This is a genomic window from Altibacter sp. (assembly GCF_019913785.1).
Lineage (GTDB): Bacteria > Bacteroidota > Bacteroidia > Flavobacteriales > Flavobacteriaceae > Altibacter.
Genome location: NZ_JAIOHK010000060.1, coordinates 139,025 through 163,373 on the forward strand (window position 1 = coordinate 139,025; position 24,349 = coordinate 163,373).

Annotated in this window: 25 protein-coding genes; 12 read left to right on the forward strand and 13 right to left on the reverse strand. The window is 41.2% G+C overall.

Features of this window, described 5'->3' with window-relative positions:
- Positions 1-33 precede the first annotated feature (33 nt).
- The 7 genes from K8F54_RS10895 to K8F54_RS10925 all read left to right on the forward strand — a co-directional run bounded on the left by K8F54_RS10895 (position 34) and on the right by K8F54_RS10925 (position 6,217).
- Positions 34-2,340: a M1 family metallopeptidase gene (locus K8F54_RS10895; RefSeq protein WP_290790747.1), complete on the forward strand. Its 2,307-nt coding sequence runs from the start codon at positions 34-36 to the stop codon at positions 2,338-2,340.
- An 83-nt stretch (positions 2,341-2,423) separates the two neighbouring features.
- Positions 2,424-2,711, forward strand: a complete 288-nt coding sequence (locus K8F54_RS10900; protein ID WP_290790749.1) for a twin-arginine translocase TatA/TatE family subunit — start codon at positions 2,424-2,426, stop codon at positions 2,709-2,711.
- Positions 2,712-3,272 (forward strand): phosphatase PAP2 family protein, encoded by a 561-nt coding sequence (locus tag K8F54_RS10905; protein ID WP_290790751.1) that lies wholly within the window; start codon positions 2,712-2,714, stop codon positions 3,270-3,272. It abuts the gene before it with no gap.
- A 435-nt stretch (positions 3,273-3,707) separates the two neighbouring features.
- A complete protein-coding gene (locus K8F54_RS10910; protein ID WP_290790753.1) occupies positions 3,708-4,193 on the forward strand; it encodes a hypothetical protein in 486 nt (161 codons plus the stop codon).
- A gap of 7 nt (positions 4,194-4,200) precedes the next feature.
- Positions 4,201-4,842, forward strand: coding sequence for a hypothetical protein (locus tag K8F54_RS10915; RefSeq protein WP_290790755.1), 642 nt, complete (start codon positions 4,201-4,203; stop codon positions 4,840-4,842).
- The gene (locus tag K8F54_RS10920) at positions 4,812-5,576 is read left to right on the forward strand and encodes an ATP-binding protein (RefSeq protein ID WP_290790757.1); all 765 of its coding nucleotides are present in this window, start codon (positions 4,812-4,814) and stop codon (positions 5,574-5,576) included. The genes K8F54_RS10915 and K8F54_RS10920 overlap by 31 nt, the downstream gene beginning before the upstream one ends.
- A gap of 2 nt (positions 5,577-5,578) precedes the next feature.
- Positions 5,579-6,217, forward strand: a complete 639-nt coding sequence (locus K8F54_RS10925) for a response regulator transcription factor (RefSeq protein ID WP_363299700.1) — start codon at positions 5,579-5,581, stop codon at positions 6,215-6,217.
- On the opposite strand, the gene K8F54_RS10930 is transcribed toward K8F54_RS10925, so the two are convergent.
- The 7 genes from K8F54_RS10930 to kynU all read right to left on the reverse strand — a co-directional run bounded on the left by K8F54_RS10930 (position 6,218) and on the right by kynU (position 13,348).
- Positions 6,218-6,859, reverse strand: a complete 642-nt coding sequence (locus tag K8F54_RS10930; protein WP_290790759.1) for an O-methyltransferase — start codon at positions 6,857-6,859, stop codon at positions 6,218-6,220.
- Positions 6,859-7,941, reverse strand: coding sequence for an amidohydrolase family protein (locus K8F54_RS10935; RefSeq protein ID WP_290790761.1), 1,083 nt, complete (start codon positions 7,939-7,941; stop codon positions 6,859-6,861). Before K8F54_RS10935 ends, K8F54_RS10930 begins: the two co-directional genes overlap by 1 nt.
- Before the next feature lie 9 nt (positions 7,942-7,950).
- Positions 7,951-8,736, reverse strand: a complete 786-nt coding sequence (locus K8F54_RS10940) for an SDR family oxidoreductase (protein WP_290790763.1) — start codon at positions 8,734-8,736, stop codon at positions 7,951-7,953.
- Positions 8,737-8,815: 79 nt separating this feature from the next.
- Positions 8,816-10,261 carry an aldehyde dehydrogenase gene (locus K8F54_RS10945; protein WP_290790765.1) on the reverse strand — a complete coding sequence of 482 codons (1,446 nt, stop codon included), beginning with the start codon at positions 10,259-10,261 and terminating at the stop codon, positions 8,816-8,818.
- Entirely contained in the window at positions 10,258-10,680 is a 423-nt protein-coding gene (locus K8F54_RS10950) for a RidA family protein (RefSeq protein WP_290790767.1), read from the reverse strand. Before K8F54_RS10950 ends, K8F54_RS10945 begins: the two co-directional genes overlap by 4 nt.
- Positions 10,681-10,685: 5 nt before the next feature.
- Positions 10,686-12,086, reverse strand: coding sequence for an NAD(P)/FAD-dependent oxidoreductase (locus K8F54_RS10955; protein WP_290790769.1), 1,401 nt, complete (start codon positions 12,084-12,086; stop codon positions 10,686-10,688).
- Entirely contained in the window at positions 12,083-13,348 is a 1,266-nt protein-coding gene (gene kynU / locus K8F54_RS10960; RefSeq protein ID WP_290790771.1) for a kynureninase, read from the reverse strand. Before kynU ends, K8F54_RS10955 begins: the two co-directional genes overlap by 4 nt.
- Before the next feature lie 117 nt (positions 13,349-13,465).
- Here kynU and K8F54_RS10965 point away from each other — a divergent pair, with 117 nt between their 5' ends.
- Complete coding sequence (locus tag K8F54_RS10965) at positions 13,466-15,622, forward strand: T9SS type A sorting domain-containing protein (RefSeq protein ID WP_290790773.1); 2,157 nt, start codon at positions 13,466-13,468, stop codon at positions 15,620-15,622.
- Here the strand turns inward: K8F54_RS10965 and K8F54_RS10970 are convergent.
- Positions 15,619-15,960: a hypothetical protein gene (locus K8F54_RS10970; RefSeq protein WP_290790775.1), complete on the reverse strand. Its 342-nt coding sequence runs from the start codon at positions 15,958-15,960 to the stop codon at positions 15,619-15,621. The two genes, K8F54_RS10965 and K8F54_RS10970, sit on opposite strands and share 4 nt — an antisense overlap.
- A gap of 6 nt (positions 15,961-15,966) precedes the next feature.
- Positions 15,967-16,644 (reverse strand): hypothetical protein, encoded by a 678-nt coding sequence (locus K8F54_RS10975; protein WP_290790777.1) that lies wholly within the window; start codon positions 16,642-16,644, stop codon positions 15,967-15,969.
- Between the two features lie 67 nt (positions 16,645-16,711).
- Between K8F54_RS10975 and K8F54_RS10980 the strand changes: the two genes are divergently transcribed.
- The 3 genes from K8F54_RS10980 to K8F54_RS10990 are packed head-to-tail and all read left to right on the forward strand — an operon-like array spanning position 16,712 to position 18,238.
- Positions 16,712-17,128 (forward strand): (4Fe-4S)-binding protein, encoded by a 417-nt coding sequence (locus K8F54_RS10980; protein WP_290790779.1) that lies wholly within the window; start codon positions 16,712-16,714, stop codon positions 17,126-17,128.
- 2 nt (positions 17,129-17,130) lie between these two features.
- Positions 17,131-17,421 (forward strand): GNAT family N-acetyltransferase, encoded by a 291-nt coding sequence (locus tag K8F54_RS10985; protein WP_290790781.1) that lies wholly within the window; start codon positions 17,131-17,133, stop codon positions 17,419-17,421.
- A 19-nt stretch (positions 17,422-17,440) separates the two neighbouring features.
- Positions 17,441-18,238, forward strand: a complete 798-nt coding sequence (locus K8F54_RS10990) for a class I SAM-dependent methyltransferase (RefSeq protein ID WP_290790783.1) — start codon at positions 17,441-17,443, stop codon at positions 18,236-18,238.
- 6 nt (positions 18,239-18,244) lie between these two features.
- On the opposite strand, the gene msrA is transcribed toward K8F54_RS10990, so the two are convergent.
- The 3 genes from msrA to K8F54_RS11005 form a co-directional block, all read right to left on the reverse strand.
- The gene (gene msrA, locus K8F54_RS10995; RefSeq protein ID WP_290790785.1) at positions 18,245-18,928 is read right to left on the reverse strand and encodes a peptide-methionine (S)-S-oxide reductase MsrA; all 684 of its coding nucleotides are present in this window, start codon (positions 18,926-18,928) and stop codon (positions 18,245-18,247) included.
- A 107-nt stretch (positions 18,929-19,035) separates the two neighbouring features.
- Complete coding sequence (locus tag K8F54_RS11000) at positions 19,036-19,818, reverse strand: C4-type zinc ribbon domain-containing protein (RefSeq protein ID WP_290790787.1); 783 nt, start codon at positions 19,816-19,818, stop codon at positions 19,036-19,038.
- A 3-nt stretch (positions 19,819-19,821) separates the two neighbouring features.
- On the reverse strand, positions 19,822-20,937 hold the full coding sequence (locus K8F54_RS11005; RefSeq protein ID WP_290790789.1) for a Nif3-like dinuclear metal center hexameric protein: 1,116 nt from the start codon (positions 20,935-20,937) through the stop codon (positions 19,822-19,824).
- A gap of 126 nt (positions 20,938-21,063) precedes the next feature.
- On the opposite strand from K8F54_RS11005, the gene lpxK reads away from it, so the two are divergent.
- Complete coding sequence (gene lpxK, locus K8F54_RS11010) at positions 21,064-22,077, forward strand: tetraacyldisaccharide 4'-kinase (RefSeq protein WP_290790791.1); 1,014 nt, start codon at positions 21,064-21,066, stop codon at positions 22,075-22,077.
- Here lpxK and K8F54_RS11015 read toward each other — a convergent pair.
- Entirely contained in the window at positions 22,074-24,329 is a 2,256-nt protein-coding gene (locus tag K8F54_RS11015) for a response regulator (protein WP_290790793.1), read from the reverse strand. The genes lpxK and K8F54_RS11015 overlap by 4 nt on opposite strands.
- Positions 24,330-24,349 lie beyond the last annotated feature (20 nt).

Consider the following 24,349-nt stretch of genomic DNA (forward strand, 5'->3'; position numbering starts at 1 on the left):
GCGACTCATTTTTAATTAAACCAATCTTATTGTATGAAATTAGCAAAATATCTCACCCTCGTAGCATTGTTCTTGGTAGCAGGAATGACGTATGGTCAGAACGAGAGTGAATCCCCAAAGCGAGAACCCGGACATTATAACAACAATCGCTTTAAGCAATTGTATGAGGAATTTTCTACTCCCAACGTCTTTCGGACGGCGAGTGGGGCACCGGGACCTCAATATTACCAGCAACAGGCCGACTATGTGATGGACATTGAACTAGATGATACCAATAAAAAAATATATGGGTTTGAGACCATTACTTACTCGAATAATTCCCCCGATGTATTAGAATATCTTTGGGTGCAATTGGATCAGAATAAAAATGCTAAGGATTCTAAATCTCCTTTGATTGAGCCTAACGGCACAGTGCCTGCCGATATGGCAAGTAATTTTGTTGGGCAGTATATGGGAGCTCCTTTTGATGGAGGTTTTAATATCGAGCAAGTAAAGGATGCCAAAGGGATGAATTTGTCTTACACCATTAATCAAACCATGATGCGTGTTGAGATGCCCAAACAACTAAAACCGGGAGAAAAATTTACATTCTCAATCAAGTGGTGGTACAATATTAAAGATCATGTTGTAGACAGAGAACGCAGTGGATATGAAACCTTCGACGATGGAAATCGCGGCTATGTTATTGCGCAGTTCTTTCCAAGAATGGCGGTTTATAACGATGTAGAAGGTTGGCAAAACAGTCAGTTTTGGGGTCGAGATGAGTTTGCATTGCCATTTGGTGATTATGAAGTGAATATTACAGTCCCGGCAGATCATATCTTGGATGCGACAGGTGAGCTTCAAAACCGAAAAGATGTTTTTTCGAAAGAAATGATGTCCAGATTCGAAAAAGCTAAAAAAGAGTACGACAAACCCGTAATTATTGTTACGCAAGCCGAAGCAGAAGCAGCATCAAAAGGATTTTCGACGGCAAAAAAGACCTGGCGTTTTAAGGCTGAAAACGTTCGTGACTATGCCTTTGCTTCTTCAAGACGGTATATTTGGGATATGATGGCCGTAAAGATTGGAGGCAAAGATGTGATGGCTGTTTCCTTATATCCGCCTGAAGGTAATCCCCTTTGGGAAGACTATTCTACGATAGTGGTTGCCAGTACCTTAAAGTCGTATAGCCGAATGACCTTTGATTATCCATATCACAAGGCGATTTCGGTACATGCGAAGAATCAAGGGATGGAATATCCAATGATTTGTTGGAATTATGGAAGACCCGATAAGGATGGAACCTATAGTGAGCGTACTAAATACGGAATGATGAGTGTAATCATTCACGAAGTAGGTCACAACTATTTTCCCATGATTGTGAATAGTGATGAACGTCAATGGACCTGGATGGACGAAGGTTTGAATACCTTTGTGCAATTTGTGGCTGAACAAGATTTTGGCGAATGGTATCCCGATGCCATTGCACCAAATAAAAAATATCCTTCTCGTCGTGGTCCGGCGAAGGCAATTGTTGATTATATGGCCGGAGATCAAAATACCTTAGCACCTATTATGACCAAGGGTTTGAACACTTATAACTTTGGGGCGAATGCCTATTCGAAGCCGGCAACCGGTTTGAATATCCTTAGAGAAACGATCATGGGCCGGGAGTTATTTGATTATTCGTTTAAAACCTACGCCCAACGTTGGATGTTCAAACATCCTACACCCGAAGATTTTTTCCGCACCATGGAAGATGCTTCAGCAGTAGACCTGGATTGGTTTTGGCGAGCATGGTTCTATACCACAGATTATGTGGATATAGGTGTGAAGGAAGTGAAAAAATTCTATGTAACCTCAAAGGTGAACAAAGAAGTTCGCGAATTGATGGAAGCACGTGGTTTGAGGGAAAGTGATTTACCTCCTTTAGTGTATCTGGTAGAAGAAGGAAGTGAAGATTATGAAGATAGTATGCGCACCGCAACGCTCAACGATGTTACTACGCTTCAAGAATATATTATGGATAATGTTCCGGCCGATGAGCGTGCCAAACTTAAGAATCCAAAATATTTTTACGAGGTAACCTTCGAAAAACCGGGAGGTATTCCAATGCCGATCATTGCTGAATATACCTATAGTGACGGTTCTTCAGAACGCATTACTTATCCGCCTCAAATTTGGAGAAAGAACGACGAATCGGTTGCCAAAGTAATTGCTTCAGAAAAAGAAATTACAAGGATTGTGGTTGACCCCGATGAAGAAACCGCCGATATTGATGTGACCAACAATACATGGCCAAAGCGTAAAAAATTAGGAGAGTTTGATACGTTCAAAGAAAATGTAAAAGGGCAATAAGACGTACAATTAATTTATAGAAGGCCTCGTTACTTTAACGGGGCTTTTTTACAGATACATCGAAACTTCATTATATTTGTAATATGATAGCGACAACTTTCTTCCTTTTTGTAAGTGGTGCAGAGATAGCCTTTATTCTCTTCATTATTTTGATGGTTTTTGGTGCAGATAAGGTGCCGGAAATCGCTCGTGGATTAGGGAAAGGCATGCGCCAGATCAAGGACGCAACCAACGATATTAAAGGGGAAATTACCAGAAGTGCCGAAAAACAAGGATTAGATTTAGACATCACGAAGGATGTCCGGAAAGAGATCGATAAGGTAAAGGAAGATGTAGACGAAATTACCGGCCCCGTTAAACGGAAATTTTAAATGTGGGAAACCCTCAAAGTATGGGATCGGGAATTATTTGTTTTTCTGAATAGCCTCGGAATTGAACAATTTGATGGCTTTTGGATTTTTATAACTAAAATAGAATCCTGGATTCCACTCTTTATATTTCTCACATTTCTTGTATTCTACTATTACAAACGCAGGAAAGGTGCTGTTGTCTTTGGGTTTGTATTGCTCACTTTTTTTATAACACTCTTCCTGACGGATGCTACGAAGGAATTTGTTTCCCGTTTGCGCCCCAACAACGTGGAAGCTTTTTCTGAATTGATACGCATACTTCAAACACCAACTTCATACAGCTTTTTCTCGGGACACGCCTCTTCCGGTTTTGCTATTACCACCTTTGTAGTACTCGCACTTCGGAACTATAACAAATGGATTTACCTTACCTTTTTATGGCCTATTCTATTTGTGTTAAGTAGGATCTATGTTGGGGTGCATTATCCCAGTGATATTTTAGTCGGAGCTCTGGTTGGAACCACTATCGCGTTTCTTTTTTATGCCCTCTGCAAGCAGATCTTAAAAAGATTTGACGGGTAGAAATAAAAAGTTCGGAGTCGCAATACTCCGAACCTTTCGGTATATTTCTATACGCATGAAAAAAAATATTTTTAATCAAAACCCTCCCCAAAGCTGCTTACGTCTTGAAGAGGGCTTTGTAAATAGATCATAGATTCTTACTTCAAATTTGGGGATTATTTTTCTACGCCGCTAGAGTGAAACACCTATTTTATCTTGATACTATCATCCTTATTTCAATAGGAAGAATCTTAAATTCATTACTATTTTCCTTCACTATCGTGAGGGATAATCCCTCTTTAACAATAGGGAAACCCCTATTTTTTGTGAATCCGATATTCGTAAAAGCCTGATATACAGTGATATGAAGAACTTTTATTATTGTATTTAATAACCCACCTTCCTTTTGTACGATTTAAATACCTAATTTTACATAAACCGTAAAATCAGTGTATTATGAGATCAAAAATCATTTCAGCAGTAGCAATTGTTTTCACAGTATTGCTAGTTATTAGCATTTCTTCCTGTGATCATCAGGCCGTTCCTCCCCAACAAGTTCTAACCTATGATGAAGCCAATGCTATAGAGGAACACTATATTGAAACGAGGTATAATATATTGAACGATACCCTTGGGTTTGAAGATACGCGGGAGTTTTGGTTCTCATTGGATTCCTTGAAAAAATATATAGAATATGTCGAATATGAGGCAAAAAAGCAGAGCCTACAAAATTTAGGTGTTCGTATTTATTTTGGAGCCTATCCTCCAAATAGTAATTATCCCGATGCCGGATATTCAACCGTGTTTATTGTCCCAACGGCTCAAAGTTCACCATCTCCCCTAAAACAAGGTTTTGTCCCAATACAACCTACTAACGATAATATAGAGGGATTAATGCCATTAAATTATGGACACGGTGGGCAGCCACCTACCGGGTTTTAACAACTAAATGAAAGTAGAGAATTTATTATTTATTACCACTCTGTTAGAATTGGTGGCAGCAATTCTGGCAACTGTTCATTTTAAAAAGTATGAAAATTCAACCGAACGATATTTTTTGTATTTTTTATGGTATACCTTTTTCGTCGAAATAGGGGGCGCTGTTATCGCCTATGTATTCGAAGTGAAGAATTTTTGGCTCTATAATGCATTTACAATTACCAGTTTTCTGTTCTATTTTTATTGGTACTCTACTATTCTAGAAAAAAAAATATTTAAACGGGCTGTTTTAATCTTTACCCTGTTGTTTTTATGCGTAAGCTCCATAAGTCTATTTTATCAAAGCTGGTTGGAATATCATACCTATACGTTGATAGCAGGAGCTGTCTTTGTGCTTATCTTGACACTGTTTCATTTCTATCAATTGTTGAACAGCAATGAGGTGCTTATTGTAAAGTACAAACTAAGTTTTTGGATATCGACAGCCTTGTTGCTTTTCTATATGGGGATTATACCACTGTTTACCCTCTTGGAATATATTAATATACAAGGACTGAGTTATATTTTAATTTTAGTGGGGCTAAATATGATTCTCTACGGCTGTTATATTATTGGATTTATATGGACGAAAAAGAAGTACAATCGTTTTTAGTTATTTTCTCGATCATTGCATTTTGTTTAGCACTGACGGTGATTCTGCTCTTTGCACTTTTTCAGAAGCGGAAGAATAAGCTTATACTTGAACAGCAAGAGGCAGAAAGCAGGTTTAAGGAGGAAATTATTGAAACACAAATAGAGATCAAAGAAGACACCTTGCGAAATGTAAGTTGGGAATTGCATGATAATATTGGGCAATTGCTCACACTGGCAAAAATTCAGCTTCAGAACGCCAAGGGAAATCCCGAAGTTATTGAAGAAGCCATTACAACCATTGGCACTAGTTTGAACGAATTGAGAAACCTATCCAAACTTATCAACCCAAGTGCGTTGAGTAACCTTACTTTGGTAGAAGCCTTGCAACAAGAAGTAGAGCGATTTAATCGTCTGAAATATCTAAATGCTTCCATAGATTATACAGATGCTTCATTTTCAATTGATAATAAAAAAGAGATCATTATCTTTAGGATGCTGCAAGAGTTTTTTACCAATACAGTGAAGCACTCCAAAGCCTCCAAACTTATAGTAGATGTTGCTTATAACAATAAGGTCTTGTATATAAATGCACAGGATGACGGAGTTGGTTTCGACACGGAGAAGGTATCTTCAAAAAAGGGAATTGGTCTGACTAACATTATCAGTAGGGCGAAATTGATTGGTGCCGATGTGAAGATTACCTCAAGACCGGGAGAGGGAACCCAACTTTCTCTCGCTTATAAAATAGATTAATTATGAAATATTCAGTAGTAGTGGTAGACGATCATAATTTACTCTCACAAGCCATTGGCGCACTGATTGATGACTTTGAGCAGTTCACTGTGTTATATCTGTGTAATAATGGACAAGAATTACTCGAGAAATTCAAGAACCCTAAAAATATCCCGGACGTTGTCCTAATGGATGTAAATATGCCTATCCTCAATGGTATAGAAACTACCGAGCAACTGCGCCAACATTTTCCCGATGTGAATGTACTGGCCCTATCCATTGAAGAAGATGAAATGACCATTTTAAAAATGCTACGCGCTGGTGCCAAAGGGTATCTCATGAAGGATGTAAAAAAATCGGAACTGGAAAATGCCCTGCTGGAAGTGTTGAAAAAAGGATATTACCATACAAATACCGTTGCCAAGATTTTAGTAGAGTCTCTGGTGCCCAAAGAAACGAGTGTTTCTTCTTTGAAAGAACGGGAAATTGAATTTATTAAACACGCCTGTTCCGAAAAGACCTATAAGGAGATCGCAGACGATATGTGCCTGAGTTATAAGACCATTGAGGGGTATCGAAATGTCCTTTTTGAAAAACTGAATCTTCGGAATCGTACCGGATTGGTAATCTATGCCATCAAAAACAAGATTTTCACACCTTGATCACAATACCCTCGAAATTGTAAGTCCATCCCGAATTGGCAATAAGACCGTTTCTAATTTTGGATGTTCGTTCAATAATTTATTGTAAACCAACAATGCTTTGGTATCCATATCATCTTCTTTCACCTTCTCAACCACTTTACCACTCCATAACACATTATCACTTAAAATGACAGCCCCTTTTGATAGCTTCGGAAGCACGAGTTCCAGATAGTTCGGATAATTGTACTTATCGGCATCTATAAATACAAGATCAAAAACTATATCAAACTTCGGAATGATCTCTAGGGCGTTGCCTGTATGCTGAATTATATGTTTTCCGAAGCCGGAAAGGTCAAAATATTTCCGCTGAAAATCGTGCAATTCTTCATTGATGTCAATGGTGTGTAATTCGCCTGATGCCTGCATCCCTTCTGCCAAACACAGGGCCGAATAACCTGTATAGGTTCCTATTTCTAGAATATTTTTAGGCCTTATCAATTTTGAAAGCATACTCAACACACGCCCTTGGAAATGACCACTCAACATACGCGGTTGCAATACTTTTTGCCAGGTTTCCCTATTTAATTGCTGAAGCAATTGAGGTTCAGCCTGAGAATGTGCGAGCACATATTCGTCAATCTTTTTTGGAAGAAAATCCATTAGCCCAGAATTCGATTTACTAATTTTTCCTTGGCCGCTGCATCATCACCACACAACCATTGGATCACGTTGTCTTCCCAGATCATGTCACATTGTTCCGAAGTTAAAATATTCCGTTCTTTCGCCAAATCCAATATTTTTCCGGGATAGGAGGATTGCTGGGCACTTTCCATTTCCCCAAGTGGATAGGGGTCATCAAGACCCATCAAGACTTGCTTCACCCCCTGATTTCTCACCAATAATTCTAAGCCTCCAGTATCGTGTACCAAGGTGTCGAAGAAAATATTTTTATGCCCCACACTCTTTCTGGGATGTACCTTCCCTTCAAATAGATCGGGGCGACCATCAAACCCTTGGATTCTTCGACCCAAATTGATTTGTGCCAATTGTCCGCCATGCGCGAAACAGGTCCTCATATTGGGAAATTTATCGGCATAACCATTCAGCGTTAGAAAGTGATAAGCATCGGCACATTGGGCCAACATCCAGATGAGATGAAATCGCCAAGAGGTATTCTCTAGCTTTATGAATTTTTCCCCGTCATAGGGGTGAATTTCAACCGCCAGATTGTATTTGCTGGCCAGTTCGAAGATGGGCTCGTTCTCTTCATCAAAAATACAACGCCATGTTCCAATGGTATCCATATAATGGGTGGGTAGGCAAAGTAATTGCAATCCTAATTCTTCTACACAGCGTTCAATTTCCCATTGTGCACCTCTTACAAAACCCGGATGTACTACAAAGCCACAGGTGAATTTTGAAGGATGATCGTGCTGTACCTTCGCATTAAAATCGTTCTGAAATCGCAACGCCTGCTTCATTTCTTCAACGCGAAGTCCGTTTCCGTATAACTGCGATAAATTGAGTACTACGGCATGGTCTATTTTAAATTGCTCCATCCATTCCAGCTTTTCATTCAGAAAAAAACTGGAATCGGTAACTGGTCGGCTCCAATCTTTCTGAAGCATGAATTTTCGATCCTTATCCACCCAAAAGATCCCCTTGTCTTTCATAAATTGAGGAATCTCTTCGGGATAGGGAAGCAGATGTGAGTGACCGTTGATGCGAAGTTTACGTTTCATAGCCGAAAGTTACAAAGATTTTGTGCGTCCACCATCCACAGGAAGATTTATTCCGTTGATATAACTGGCAGCTTCACTTGCCAAGAATGCAACAGCATTGGCCACTTCACCGGGTTGGGCAAAACGGCGTGCCGGAACCAAGTTTTTCATAAAGGCGGCAGCTTCTGCTTCGGTCTTCTTCATCTTTTTTGCCGCATTGCCCACGATATCGTCCAGCCGGTCTGTAGCTGTAAAGCCCGGTAATACATTATTGACTGTAATTCCGAAGGGTCCCAGTTCGTTTGCCAGCGTCTTGCTCCAACTCGCCACGGCACCTCGTATCGTATTACTCACCCCTAATCCATCGATAGGTTGCTTCACCGATGTAGAGATAATGTTGATAATACGACCATAATCGGCTTCTTTCATACCGGGCACGACGGCCTGTGTTAATATCTGATTGCAAACGAGATGTTGTGTGAATGCGTTTGTAAATTCTGAAATATCTGCCGAAAAGATAGGCCCTCCTTTTGGACCTCCGGTGTTGTTCAGCAGAATATGAAATACCTTACCTTCGACCGCTTTGGTTATTTTTTTACGCAATTCGTCGGGGTTGGTAAAATCGGCTACCAGGTAATTGTGTTTTTGTCCGTCCTGAAAGGGAAGTTCCAGCAAGGTATTCTTCAGTTTTTCTTCGTTGCGTGCAACCAGAGTGATAGTAGCACCCATTTCGGCCAGTTGTATAGCCGAAGCCTTTCCAATACCGGCTGTACTCCCGCAAATTATGGCATTCTTATTCTTTAAGTCTAAATTCATTTTATTGTCAGGTCGAGCGCAGTCAAGACCTATTGTTTATTACGCATAATGACCCCTCGACTGCACTCGGGGAGCCACTTTACTCATATTTAATACATATATTCTTCGCTTCTGTAAAAAAGCGCAGGGCTTCAAAACCTCCTTCACGACCCACTCCACTGTCTTTAACACCGCCAAAGGGAGTACGTAGATCGCGGTTCAACCAAGTATTCACCCATACAATTCCGACTTCCAATTGTTTTGAAACTCGCATGGTACGGTTGAGGTTGTTTGTCCAAACAGTTGCAGAAAGGCCATATTTTACACCGTTGGCCATTCGCAAGGCTTCTTCCTCTGTTTCAAAGGGCATCATGGTAACCACCGGTCCAAAGATCTCTTCCTGGTTCACGCGACATTGGTTGTCGAAAACCTCAATGACCGTTGGCTCCAGATAGTACCCGTTTTCGAATCCCTTTACTGAAACAGGGTTGCCCCCGGTTAAAATCGTACCGCCTTCTTTTTCAGCCAAGGCAATATAGGACTGTACTTTTTCTAAATGTGGTTTCGAAACCAAAGCTCCTAAATCGATTGCAGCTTCAAATGGATTCCCAACCTTTAGTTGTTGTACTTTTAAGACGAAGTCCATTTTAAATTTTTCGTAAATAGATTTTTCAACAAAAATCCGACTCCCACACAAACAGATCTGTCCTTGATTGGAAAAGGACGATTTTACGGTTACGGCCAACATCTTGTCGTAGTCGCAATCGGCAAAGATGAGATTGGGATTTTTTCCGCCTAATTCTAAAGAAAGCTTTTTAAACATGGGTGCGGCGGTACGAGCGAGGTGTTCCCCGGTCTTCGTTCCTCCTGTAAATGAAATTGCTTTAATCCCCGGATGCTCAACAATTGCCTGTCCGGCCGTAGGACCCATTCCATGGACAATATTCAAGACTCCATTAGGTAAACCGGCTTCAGTGCAGAGTTCACCGAGTAAATAGGCCGTTAGTGGCGTTACCTCACTCGGTTTGGCAACAACGGTATTTCCCGCTGCCAATGCGGGAGCAATCTTCCAGGTAAATAAATAAAGTGGCAGGTTCCACGGAGAGATACAACCTACAACCCCAATGGGTTGGCGCAGGGTAAAATTCATGGTATTCAAGCCTACACTTTCGTGTGCCTCACTGGAAAATTGCGTAATTGCATTGCCAAAGAAACGAAAATTGCTGGACGCTCTTGGAATATCCACCGTTTTAGCCAAACTCAGAGGTTTGCCATTGTCCTTGGCTTCTGCTTCTGCGAGTCGGTCTAGGTTGTCGTCTATAAGCGATGCTATCTTTAATAGAATTCGGGAGCGCTCATCAATCGTGGTATTGCTCCAACTTTCAAAGGCAGCCTTTGCCGCCTCATACGCATCGCCTATGTCTTTGTGGTTACTATTGGCGATTTGTGCATACACTTCGCCTGTGCTTGGGTTGTAATTATCCAACCATTCCCCTGATTGCGGTTCGGTATACGCTCCGTTTATGTAGTTTAAAATTTTAATCATTTTTTCTTCGGCTTATACGCCATCGCTTTGATTTCCACCACCAAATTAGGGTGGGGAAGTTGGTGCACAGCAACAGTAGTTCTCGCAGGACCCGTTTCCTTGTTAAAATATTCGGCATACACTTCGTTATAGCCTGCGAAGTCGTTCATATTTACCAAAAAGCTTGTAATGTCTACCACATCGGCCATGGTAGCACCTTCGGTTGCGAGATAGTCTTTAATGTTTTCAAGTACGGCTCGCGTCTGTTCCCGAACATCCAATCGCATGGTTCCCATTTCATCTACCTGATGTACTCCGGCAAACGAATTATCGGGTAAGCGTGAACTGGTTCCACTTACAAATATAAAATCACCTGCTCTTTTCACATGGGGGTACGCTCCTCTGGGGGTTGCTTTTCCTGATACTAATCTACTTTTCATATGTATTATTTTAAGTTACGAACTACCGCATCGTCATGAAGCATCTCCTTAGTTTCCTTCTTTACCAAGCTTAGCTTCTCTCGCAAGGTCATGGAATCCAAAAGCCTTTCATCTGCGAGTAAATTCAGGATGGCCTTATCTTGCGCACGACCTTTTCGCATGGCTTCATCATACGAAATGGCTTCGTTAAAGGTAACGAGCGAATATTTGGAGTAATATTCTTCAGGAAACTCAGCTTCAAAAGCAGTTTCCAGTTTTCTTTTTTGCTGAAATAAAGGACTGGCTGTATGTTCTTTCATTTCATGGAAATTGTCTACGGCAAGATCGGCTATGGCATCGGTATCCTTTTTTCTGGCTTTTTCATATTCAGTAAAAACTTTTTTCCAGTCACCTTCAAAACGATCTAATATTTCATCGAAGACCACCACATCTTCAAAAGAAGCATTCATGCCCTGTCCGTAAAATGGGACAATTGCATGGGCCGCGTCTCCAAGCAGTAAGGTTTTTCCGTAGCAATTCCAAGGCGAACATTTTACCGTACCCAAAGGTCCTGTTGGGTTTTCAAAAAACTCATCTACAAGTCGTGGCATTAGTTTCACTGCGTCGGGAAATTCTCTTGTAAAATATTCCAACACCTTTTCCGGAGTTGTAAGGGTGTCAAAACAATAGTCGGAATTAGCATACGGCAAGAATAAGGTAACCGTAAAACTTCCGTCCAAATTAGGCAAGGCAATGAGCATGTCCTCTCCGCGTGGCCAAATGTGCAAGGCGCCTTTGTCGGTTCGATATCCATTATTCTTGTCGGCCGGAATCTCAAGCTCTTTATATCCATGGGTGAGCCATTGCTGTGAAAAACTGAATAAGAATTTCTTATGTTCAAACATACTTTTCCGAACGGCAGATCCGGCTCCGTCTGTACCTAGTATAATATCTGCCTTTAAGATTTTTTCGGTCCCCGAATTGTAATCTTTAAAGGTCGCCGAAGCCTCTTCAAGGTCTACGCTCTTACAGCCGTGATTAAAGATTAGTTCCACATTTGGCAATGCTTCGGCCGTGTTTAAAAGTAACATATTCAAGCCCGGACGCGAGATGGAGTTGATATACTCGTCTTGTCGACCGCTGTATTTACTCAAAAAGCTGTTTCCTGCTCTGTCATGGATCATTCGGCCGTGCATAGGAATGCACAGTTTTTTGGCTTCGGCTTCAACACCCGCTAGACGAAGTCCGCGTAAGCCACGATCGCTCAACGCCAAATTGATAGAACGTCCGGCATCCTGGGTTACTTTCCGAAGATCGGGACGTTTTTCGACTAGTGTAATATTGTAACCGCGTTGTGCCAAGCGCACGGCGAGTAGACTTCCACAGAGTCCCGCACCAATAATTAGTATGTTTTCGTTTTTGGTCATTGCTGAAGTATTCTTTTCAATTTTTGAGAAAATTGATACACATCCTCAAAGTTATTATAAAGTGGCGCAGGAGCAACTCTTATTACATCGGGCTCTCGCCAGTCGCTTATTACTCCGGCTTTGGTTAATTGGGCGTGTAATTCTTTATTGGCATTTTTTACTTGAATTGAAAGTTGGCAACCTCTTTCTTCGGGATTTCTGGGTGTAATAATATTGATCCGGCTGTCCTTTATCTCATCGATCAAAAATTCCAAATATCCGGTAAGCTTCACTGCTTTTTTTCGAAGGTTTTCAAAACCAGCCTTTTCGAACGTATCCAACGAAGCCCTGATCGCGGCCATGGACAAAATAGGCGGGTTGCTGAGCTGCCAACCTTCGGCGCCCGGAAGCGCATCAAACTCGTGACGCATATTAAAACGCGTTTGTTTGTTATGGCCCCACCAACCTGTAAAACGCTTGAGCTGTTTATTGTTTGCATGACGCTCATGTACAAAACAGCCCCCCAAACTGCCCGGGCCGCTATTCAAATATTTATAAGAGCACCATACGGCAAAATCGGGACCGGTTTCATGTAAATTAGGCTGAATATTTCCTGCACCATGCGCCAGATCAAATCCAACCATACAATTATACCGATGTCCTAGTGCTGTAATTTTTTTAAGCGGAAAGGATTGTCCCGTATAATAATTAGTACTGCCAATCATGAGCAAGGCAATTTCATCGCCCTGGGCCTTCATTATATTTTCCAGATCTTCAAAGCGGCAAAGTTCTTCTCCTTTGCGTGGTTTCCATAAAACGAGACCTTCCTTTGGGTTGAAGCCGTGAAATTGCAACTGACTCTCCATCGCATATTTATCACTTGGAAAGGCATCGCTTTCAACTACGATCTTATATTTTGTTTTGGTAGGTCTATAAAACGACACCATCATTAAATGTAAATTGGTAGTCAATGTGTTCATCATGACCACCTCACCGGGTTTGGCGCCCACAATTTTTGCCATACTTTCGGTCAAAAGTTCGTGATAAGGTAGCCAGGGGTGATTTCCTTCGGTATGTCCTTCAACGCCAAGAGTCGCCCAATCGTTTAGCTCTTCCTTGATATATGCCGAAGTAATCTTGGGTTGTAGTCCCAGTGAATTTCCGCAGAGATAAATTAACGTATTTCCGGAGGTATCTTTAGGTAGGTGAAATTGATTCCTAAACGGTGCCAAATTATCTTCTGAATCACATTGCTTGGCAAATTCTAAACTATTTTGAAACATAGGTGTGGGTTCGTTTTTCAGCGCCTAACAAAAATAGGAATTAAAATTCGAAGTAAAGGCATCGAGGTAATTGTGATTATTTAACTGTTCGTAGTATATTTGATAAAACAATTTATTGTGAAGAAAGCCCTACTTTATTGTTTTATTTTCTTAGTTGCCGCCTCTTCATTTTCTCAATCGGTGGCCAGACAATGGAACGAAGAGATCCTTAACGGAATTAGAAATGACTTTGCACGACCTACGGTACATGCGCGAAACTTATTTCATTCATCGGTGCTATTATACGATATATGGGCCGTGTTTGATGACTCGGCCGACACTTTTTTCTTAGGAAAAGAGGTGGGAGGTTTTACCTGTGCCTTTGATGGTTTCAACCCCAATGAATCCACCGAAAGTGCCCGACAAAAGGCCATGAGCTATGCCATCTATCGATTGATGCGTCATCGCTTTAACAATTCGCCGGGAAGAGACGATATCTTTGCCTCGATAGAGGAATTGATGACCGGCTTCGGATATGATACCTCATTTTCATCTACCAATTATAGAGAAGGCGATGGTGCGGCACTTGGGAATTATATAGCCGAACAGATGATTGCCTTTGGATTGCAGGATGGCGCCAATGAGGCCGGAGATTATGAAAATCAACATTACGAACCTCTTAATGAGCCTTTAAACACAGATGTTTCGGGCAATCCCAATATGACTCACCCCAATAATTGGCAGCCCTTAAAAGTAGAATCCTGGGTGGATCAAAGTGGAAACACCATCCCCGGAGGGCAACCCCCGTTTTTAAGTCCGGAGTGGGGTGCGGTTACTCCCTTTTCGCTTTCAGAAGAAAATAAAACGACCTATCCGGTTTCCGGGTTCGATTATCAGGTATATCACGATCCGGGAGATCCATGGTATATTCAGGAGGGTTTAGGTATTGACGATCCTTATAAATGGCAGTTTGGATTGGTGGCTGTGTGGGGTTCGCACTTAGATCCTGAAGACCCAACCTTGATCGATATATCGCCCAAGGCGCTTGGAAATTTACCATTTGAAAGTTTTCCGCATTCCTTTTCAGAATATAAAAACTTTTACGACTTTGAGAATGGGGGAGATCCCAGTAACGGTAGAACGGTTAATCCGGTTACAGGAGAGCCTTATGCCGAACAATGGGTGCGTAGAGGTGATTATGCAAGGGTATTGGCCGAATTTTGGGCAGATGGCCCAGACAGTGAAACGCCTCCCGGACATTGGTTTACCTTGTTGAATTATGTGAGCGATCATCCTCTGGTGAAGAAGCAATTCAGAGGTGTAGGGCCGGTGCTCGATGATTTGGAGTGGGATGTAAAATCCTATTTTATTCTAGGTGGGACAATGCACGATGTGGCAGTAACCGCATGGGGGATCAAAGGATATTATGATTATGTACGACCAATAAGTGCCATTCGCTATATGGCAGATCGAGGGCAGTCAACAGATACAAGCCTTCCTAATTATAATCCACATGGGCTTCCTTTAGTACCGGGATTGATTGAAGTTATTGAAGCAGGCGATCCACTGGCGGGTGCGTTCGATGAAAATCTGGGTAAAATGAAACTGTACACCTGGCTAGGACCGGATAGAATTGTCGACCCTTCAATCGATATAGCCGGCGTGGGATGGATTTTGGCTGAAGAATGGTTTCCATACCAACGCCCCTCCTTTGTAACCCCTCCTTTTGCCGGATATATTTCGGGGCACTCTACTTTTTCGAGAGCGGCTTCGGAAGTGCTTACACTGCTTACCGGAGACGAATATTTTCCGGGAGGAATGGGGACATTTGATATTCCGAAAGATGTGTTTTTAAAATTTGAAAGAGGACCTTCTGTCGATTTTCAGTTACAGTGGGCCACCTATAGAGATGCCAGCGACCAAACTAGCCTATCCCGAATTTGGGGAGGGATCCATCCACCGGTGGATGATATTCCCGGTCGTATTATAGGAGAGGAAATTGGAAAAGAAGCCTTTGCCTTTGCTGAAAAATATTTTACCCGAAAATTGGCAGATGAAGGAATCTTATACCCCAATCCTGCTAGCGATGCCGTGACGGTTTTTTACGCTTCGGACGGAACCCTGCAATTATATGTCTACGATATTTTGAAGCGGATTGTTTTGGCTACTCCTGCAAGCTTTGATGCTGGGAATCGTTTTACCTTAGACGTTTCAACGCTCAGTCAGGGCATGTATATTGTGGTGTTACAAGATCATGGAAAGAACGTGATGACCAAAAAATTACTAAAAGATTAACTGCCTTGCTTCTTTTCGATAAATTCGTCCATGCGCGAAAGCAAGCGCCACCACTCTGTTCCGTCATCACGATAGGTTCTAATAGCACCTGCACGCACTAAAATCTTTCGAAGTTCTTCATCATCGAATCCACCCAGATGCTTTTGTAGGGTCTCAAACGAACGGTCGGTATACGATTTATGGTTTAAAAAATGTTTGGCGGTGGACTCGGCCATGAATTCGGTCTTGTGTTCTTGCTGCAACATTTTTAATTCTTGCTTAAAACGTTGGTGTTGTAAAAAATAGGTGATGAGTCCTCCTACAACAGTACCGGCAAGTGTAAATAAGGCGGTTTCCATAAAGCGTTATTTTACTGAAATATTGGTGAAGTATAATCTAAAAGTATCGGTACTATCCCTGTGCATGGTTGCGATTTTAATTCCGTTGAAATCTCGATAGTCCTGCCAAGTGGTGATCAAAGAAGGTAGGCTATCATTGGCTTCCCGAAATATCCACTCCTCAAGGGTGTAATCCTCTGTGAAAAATAGATCGTAGGCATCACCCGGCGTATATCCACCTTCGCTACCGTAGAGAATGGTCATCTGGTTAAGGGTATCTTTCGATATAGGTGCTACCGCTTTTTTAGGGTTCGTAAAGGTAGTTCCGGTATCCCAAACAAGATGGAAGGGCGCCAATAGCCAATAGCTATCATTAATGAAGGAGGCATCTGCCTTCTTGGTGATACTGTCCAGCCTTGCCTGATTGTACGATACGGTGTCTGAACTTGTAATCATGGTAACATCTTGTTGCTTCGGATTCCAAATCCAGGAACGTTCAAAATGCCGTTCGCCCCGATCTACGTTAAAGGTGAATTTTATTTCTGAAAGCTTTGCCCAATGCTCATAACCGTTCTTATAGGCGATGGCTTCGGCGGTCGTTTGTGTTTTTTGAGGTAAAATTTCCTTTGCTTCAGAAGTGTTTTTATCATTTTTACACCCAAGCAAGAATACGCCTATCAATAAAATGAAAAGAATTTTCTTCATAGCGAATCGATTTTCAGTAAAAATACAGAAACTAATCTTGCTTCAATAATTTTTGTAAATTTAAGCTATGGAAAAGAAAATAGAATATTCGAATGGCGAGGTTACAGTGGTTTGGAAACCGGGAATCTGTATTCACTCTGCCAAGTGCGTAGGCAATTTACCCGAAGTATTTAAGCCCAAAGACAAGCCTTGGATCCAGATGGAGCATTCCAAGACCGAAGCGATTGTAAATACGGTAAAAAAATGCCCCAGCGGCGCCTTGACGTATTATATGAATGTTAGCGGGAAAGAATCAACAACTTCCGAAACTACTTCACAAAAGATAAAGGTGGAAGTTTTAAAGGACGGGCCTTTGATGGTGTATGGACCACTTTCGGTGATGCACGACGATGGTCGCGAAGAACAGAAGTCTCGGGCTACCGCTTTTTGCCGATGTGGTAGTAGTGGCAACAAACCTTTTTGCGACGGAACCCATAAACTGTAACGATGGATATAAAGATTTCAGAAAACAAAGATAGAAAGCGGTTTGAGATGGTAGTCGAAGGCAAAACGGCCTTAATTGAGTATATCCGAGCCGAAAATAAAATGTACTTGACCCATACAGAAGTTCCGAAGGAATTAGAAGGCAAAGGTGTTGCATCGTCAATGGCGAAACAAGTCTTGCAACAAATAAAGGATGAGGGATTGTTTCTGGTGCCATTGTGTCCTTTTATCGCTGCCTATCTGAAAAGGCATCCCGAATGGAAGGAGATTTTGGCTAAGGGTTACAACGTGTAACCTTTTTTATTGAAAAAATATGGATCGGCACAAAGCATTTGAGACCAATCGAGAAACCTGGAATAAAAAGGTCGCCATACATGCGGCCAGTGATTTCTATGATCTGAAAGGGTTTAAAAAGGGAACATCTTCGCTGAATGCGTATGAACTTGATGCGCTGGGTGATGTTTCCGGAAAATCCTTGTTGCATTTACAGTGTCATTTTGGACTGGATACGCTGAGTTGGAGTAGGATGGGAGCCAAGTGTACCGGGGTGGATATTTCGGAAGAGGCGATCCGATTGGCACAAGCACTTAACGGCGAACTTGACTTAGATGCTCAATTTGTGTGTTGTAATGTTTTGGATACCTCTGAACATATTTCAGAAACATTTGATATTGTGTTCACCAGTTATGGGACCATAGGATGGTTGCCTGACCTTCGACCCTGGGCGAAAATGATTGCTGAACGATTGAAACCGGGTGGTACTTTTTATATGGTCGAATTTCATCCCATTGCCTGGATGTTCGACTATAAAGTCTCACCTCCCAAACTGCAATATGGTTACCATCAAAAGGAGGCCATTTATGAAGAATACGAAGGCACCTATGGAGACACAAACTCAAAAATGCTGAGTAAGGAATACGGGTGGAACCACGGATTGGGTGAGGTAATTACTTCGTTGACTGAAGCCGGATTACAAATTGCTTATCTCAATGAATACGACGCTTCGCCCTATGATATTTTTCCCGGGTTGGTTAAAAATAGCAAAGGGATGTTTGAACTGCCCGATAAAATGTACCCGCTAATTTTTGAAATAAAGGCAATTAGGAAATAAAGATTCCTAATGATCCTTAGGCTCCTTTAATAAATGTGGAAACTTCTCTTGGAATCGGCGTAGCCTCGGAATGGAAACATTCTGTATATAGGGATTGTTGGGGTGTAGCTTTTCATAATTTTGATGTTCCGCTTCGGCCTCCCAGAATTTCTGAAAAGGGAGTACCTGTGCCGCTACTTTATAATCTTCTAATTGTTCGTTTAAGGATGCTATTTTCTCGTCGATGACCTTTTTTTCTTCTTCGTTCTGATAAAAGAGTATAGAACGGTATTGCGAGCCGCGATCGGGGCCTTGGCCATTCACCTGTGTGATATTCTGCGATCCGAAATACACATCGACCAAGGTGGCAAAACTCACCACTTTTGGGTCGTAAATAACTTCAACGGCTTCGGCATGCCCTGTTTTACCCGTATTACTCGATTCGTAGGTGGGGTTTTTGGTGTGACCTCCACTGTAACCGGAGATTACTTCTTTTACCCCTTTCACACTTTCATAAATCGCTTCTACACACCAGAAACAGCCACTGGCGAAGTAGGCACGTTTCATTCCGTTGATGGTTTCCACTTCAACTGGAATCAGTTCTTTTTGTGCAGTGGCTTCGGTGGCCTTATTATTTTCATTTGAAGGTTTACAGGCTGCGGAGATTGATAGTAAAAGACTAACAGCTATAAGTAAGGAGTATTTCTTCATAATATGTTTTTAAAAAAGGTCGGAATGAGCTATGAATCCTTTCAGTAAGGTAATAAAAAAAGCCCTCACGAATTGTGAAGGCTTTGTTATAATTTACAGGAAACAACCTATTTTACTTTCGCAAAAAGTTTTTCCATTTTTTCCTTTTCTTCAGTAGCCAGTTCGGGATCTACCAAAATTCTACCACTATGCTCATCGGTAATGATCTTTTTACGAGATGCAATTTCCATTTGCACCTGTGGCGGAATGGTAAAGAAGGATCCTCCTGAAGCACCGCGTTCCACGGCAACTACTGCAAGTCCGTTCTTTACATTAGAACGAATTCGCTTATAGGCTTGGACTAAACGATCTTCGATCTGCTTTTCGTAATCTTCCGATTTTTTGATAAGTGCTTTCTCTTCTTTTTCTGTTTCGGAAAGGATTTCATCCAATTCACCCTGCTTGTGCTTCAAGTGTTCTTCACGAGCCTTTAGACGTTCCTTGGTTTCTTCGATAACCACTTTCTTCTGTTCGATCTGCGCCTTGAATTCCTTAATGTGTTTTTCGGCTAACTGAATTTCAAGTTCTTGAAATTCAACTTCCTTACTCAAGGAGTTGTATTCACGGTTGTTGCGAACGTTATCCTGTTGGGTGGTGTATTTTTTGATAAGACCTTTGGCTTCTTCAATAAGGTTTTTCTTTCCCTTAATGTCGTCTTCAATTACCTCCAGGTCACTTTTCAATTTGTCAAGCCGTGTGTGCATTCCCGTTACCTCGTCTTCCAGATCCTCCACCTCTAAAGGCAGTTCCCCGCGTACGTTACGTATCTCATCAATACGAGAATCGATCAATTGTAGATCAAACAATGCTCTTAATTTTTCTTCTACAGTGTTTTCTGTTTTTGTGGCCATATTCTAATAATAGCTAATAGGATTGGTGTTTGTTTTTGATAAAACAACCCTGCCTGCCGGCAAGGCAGGTGCAAAATTAGTGATTTTTTTGTTAAGCAGGGCAACTAATAGTTCTTTTGTGTATTGTTCGCTCTCATAATGACCAATATCCGCCAAAAACAGGGTGTTTTCAGACTTAAAAAAATCGTGATACTTTAGATCGGCAGTTACAAAGGCATCAGCCCCAGCCCGTTTGGCAGCTTCGATGGCAAAACTGCCACTGCCACCTAAGACGACAACTTTGTGTATTGGTTTACCTAGAAAAGCTGAATGCCGGACACAATTTGTATTCATGTTTACCTTCAGCATTTGTAAAAATTCTTTTTCTGAAAGGGCCTTTTCAAAAGCACCTATCATCCCCATTCCAATATGCTGATTCGTATTTTCAAGGGTAGTTATCTCGTAGGCCACTTCTTCGTATGGATGTGATTTAAATAAGGCTTTTACTACCGAAGCTTCCAAATGCTTATGAAAGGTAATTCCTATTTGCACTTCTTCCTCAAAGTTGATCGTTCCTTTTTTTCCAACAGTAGGGTTGGAGGCTTCATTTCCGTTAAAACTACCGCTACCCACAGTATTAAAGCTGCAGTTGGTATAATTGCCAATTTCTCCGGCACCTACCGAAAACAAAGCAGATCGGACGGTATCAGCATTTGCAGTAGGGACATAGGTGGTGAGTTTTTTGATGGTCTCTTTCTGTGGAAGCAATACCTTGCGATTTGTCAACTTCAGTTTTTCACAGATCATTGCATTTACGCCATTCCAGGCATTGTCCAAGGCTGTATGAATTGCATAAATAGCGATGTCGTGTTTGATGGCCTTTTGAACTACACGCTCAACATAGGTTTTTCCGGTAAGTTTTTTCAGTCCCGAAAAAACAATAGGGTGAAAACTAACGATTAGGTTACATTCTTCTGAAATAGCCTCATCCACCACATCTTCCAGCGTGTCTAGCGTAACGAGGATTCCCGAAACCTGCGTATCGAGATCGCCTACCAAAAGTCCGGTATTGTCAAAATCTTCGGCATATGCCAAAGGCGCGATCTCTTCCAATAGTTGCACTACGTCTTTTACCTGCATGAGTTTGTATTTTTCGTAAAGATAATAGAATATGAACTTTTCTTGGAAAATGATCTTATAAACCCTTCTATTTTTTATTCTTTTGAAAGCAATACACTTTTTAGTTGGAATTAGTACATTCGTGTTATGAAGTTTTTGCGGCAACTCCTTTTTCCTTTTTCTATCCTATACGGTGGTATTACCGGACTACGGAATTATTTCTACGACAAGGGTTGGTGGGAAAGCAGAAGCTATACAACGCCTATCATCTGCGTTGGGAATCTCTCTACCGGAGGCACGGGAAAATCGCCCATGATACAGTTTTTAGCCTCATTTTTAGAAGCAGATTATAATTTGGCCGTTTTGAGTAGAGGTTATAAGCGCAAAACCAGCGGCTATAAAGAAGTCTTGCTTGATAGTACGGCGGAGGAAGTAGGGGATGAACCACTTCAGTTCAAACAAAATTTTCCAAATTGTAAGGTTGCCGTTTGTGAAGACCGTCGGGAAGGGATTGAGAAGCTTCAGAAATACGCCGATGTAATTTTGTTGGACGATGCATTTCAGCACAGAAAAGTAAAGGCTTCAACCAATATTTTGTTGACTCCTTTTGACGATTTATTTTTCAATGACTATATGCTTCCCACCGGGAATTTGCGAGAACCGCGAAGTGGGGCAAAGCGCGCAGATATCATTGTGGTGACCAAATGCCCGGATGGAGTGGCCTATGCAAAACTTCAGGAAATACAATTTCGAATGGGACTTTTACCACACCAACGAGTTTATTTTTCCAGAATAGGATATGACAAGCAGATATTTGGTAAATCCGAAACATGGGCCTTGGACTATTTGCTGGATAAGAAATTTACCTTGGTCACCGGAATTGCAAATCCCGAACCCTTGGTCGCCTATTTGAAGCGAAGAGAATTTCAGTTTACACATAAAAAATATCCGGATCATCACAATTTTAATGACTGTGATGTTAATACGCTGCGCAAAGAGGAAATTATTCTTACCACAGAGAAGGATTATATGAGATTGCAACCTAAACTGGGAAAATTTGCCTTATACTATCTTCCTATCAAGACCCAAATCTTAAACGAACAGGAAACATTTTTTAAGGATGCCGTTGTGGCAAGTATAGAGAAGCAGCGAGATGCTTAGCTGCCAACAGGGGATTTTCTACCTTCTAAGGTTCGGTAGATTTTTTCGAAGAATTCTTCGGTCTTAAAAGGTTTTGGGATAATTTCATTGAAACCGGCACGATAGAAATCGTCTAGATTTTCATCAATCGTAACGGCGGTCAAGGCTATAATGGGTAGATGTTTATCGAATTCCCGAATCTTTTGGGTAGCTTCAATTCCACTAATCCCCGGCATGTGAATGTCCATTAGAATAACATCGAAATCATTTTCTTTGATCAATTCGATGGCATCCATCCCATTGTCTGCCACCTGACAGTTCATCTTATTCTTCTCAAGGATCTTCTTCGTGATCATTTGATTGATCTTATTGTCTTCCACCACTAAGACTTTGCGGTTTTCTAAGGCTAGGTAATCTACATCGTAAATAATATTCTTTGGGTTGAGATCTTCTCTAACTTCTTCAGAAATGTCGAAATTAATATTGAACCAAAACTTCGACCCTTTTCCCAACTGACTTTCCAAATGAATCTTACTGCCCATTAGTTCGAGTAGGTTCTTAACAATAGACAAGCCGAGCCCGGTACCGCCAAATTTTCGATTGATCTGAAGCGATGCCTGTGAGAAGGTTTCGAAAATACTTTTCTGTTTCTTTTTTGAAATCCCCACCCCATTATCTTCAATTTCGAAGTGAAGTGACACCTTAGTACCCTTTTGGTCAATTTTGCCAATGCGTACCCAAACGTCGCCATTTTGTGTAAACTTGACAGAGTTTCCAATTAAATTGATAAGCACCTGTGATAGTTTCAATGGATCTCCCACCAACTTTTCGGGGATGTTTTCGTCGTATTCCAAATGCAGGTTGTTCTTTCGGTCATCGGCAGACTTTTTCAAGGCAATCAAGACATCGTTGATACGTTTTTTCAACGAGAAGGTTGTTTTTTCAATTTCCACCTTGTTGGCCTCTAATTTATTCAGGTCCAAAATATTATTGATGAGCGATAACAAGTATTCTCCCGAAAATTTTAATGAATTGAGGTGTTCCTTCTGGTGTGGTTTTGGGTCTTCTTCCAATAAGAGATGTGTGAGTCCGGTGACCGCATATAACGGGGTTCTCAATTCGTGTGTAATTGTAGAAAGGAACTGTGCTTTGGCCAAGGAGGCTTTTTCGGCTTTTTCCTTCGCCAAAAGTAACTCGTTATTCTTGTCTTGAAGTAATTCGTTGGCTTTGGCTCGTAAATTATTGTTCTTGTAAAGTGATAAGGTCAATAAAGATAGAATAACTATTAACGCAATACTCAATCCGGTGGTCATTTTACCAAAGTTGATCGATTTTTGCTTCTTGTCCAGATCGTCCTTTTGAGCGGTGATGATCTCAGTTAAATTCCCAACATTGGATTCGGCATCAACCCCTTTTGAAATTGCCTTTAAATAAACCTGATAAATAGAATCGTTGCTGCTTTCATAGATTTCCAGATTCCTTTCCGCTAATAGAAAGTCGTTTTGTTTTAAAGCGAGATAGGAGGCAATTTTATAACTATCAATTTTGATCTTTGAATAATTATTTGCCGCACTTAGGGCAATAGCCTTGTCCAGCGTAAATTTGGTTTGCTCTAAGGTATTATAATTTACTTCTTCTTGCTTAAGGTATAATAGGGCCTCTGCCTTATGTAGGTACGCCATAGCTTCAGGATACGGAAGTTTATAGTTTTGGAAAAGGGGAATTGCTGCGTCAAAGTAGTTTACAGCAACCTTATAGTTTTTCTTTTTTAATTCCAAAATCCCCATGCCGAGTACAACATTTGCCTGGTTTTTTTCATCACTTTTTTCTGTAAAGTATTTATCAGCCTCTTTGAGATATCGCTCGGCTTCTTGATAATCGCCCGCACTTGTTAAAATAAGTCCGTAGAGATTATAGGCAATTGCCAATTTTTCTTGATTTCCATTTTTGGTCAGCAGCGTAATCGCATTGTTTGCTTCGGTTGCTGCTTTTTCAAAATTATGGAGGTGATAATTGAGTTCCGAAACACTTAGAAGAATTTCAGATTTTAAGCGTATATCGGTAGTTGAAGAAAGGAGTTTGTTGGCCTTGTTTAAATTAACAATGGCCGTTTCAAAATCTTGGTTCTTTAAAGCTTCTCCGGCATTCGTTTGGTGCTTTTTGACAATAGAAATAGTATCCTGTTTCGACTCCTGTGCTAATGTGAAATTAGTCAGGAAAAAACAGAATAAGGCGGGGATTAATATCTTGTATTTGAATGAGATACTATTCATTATTCTTATGTACTTCGGCG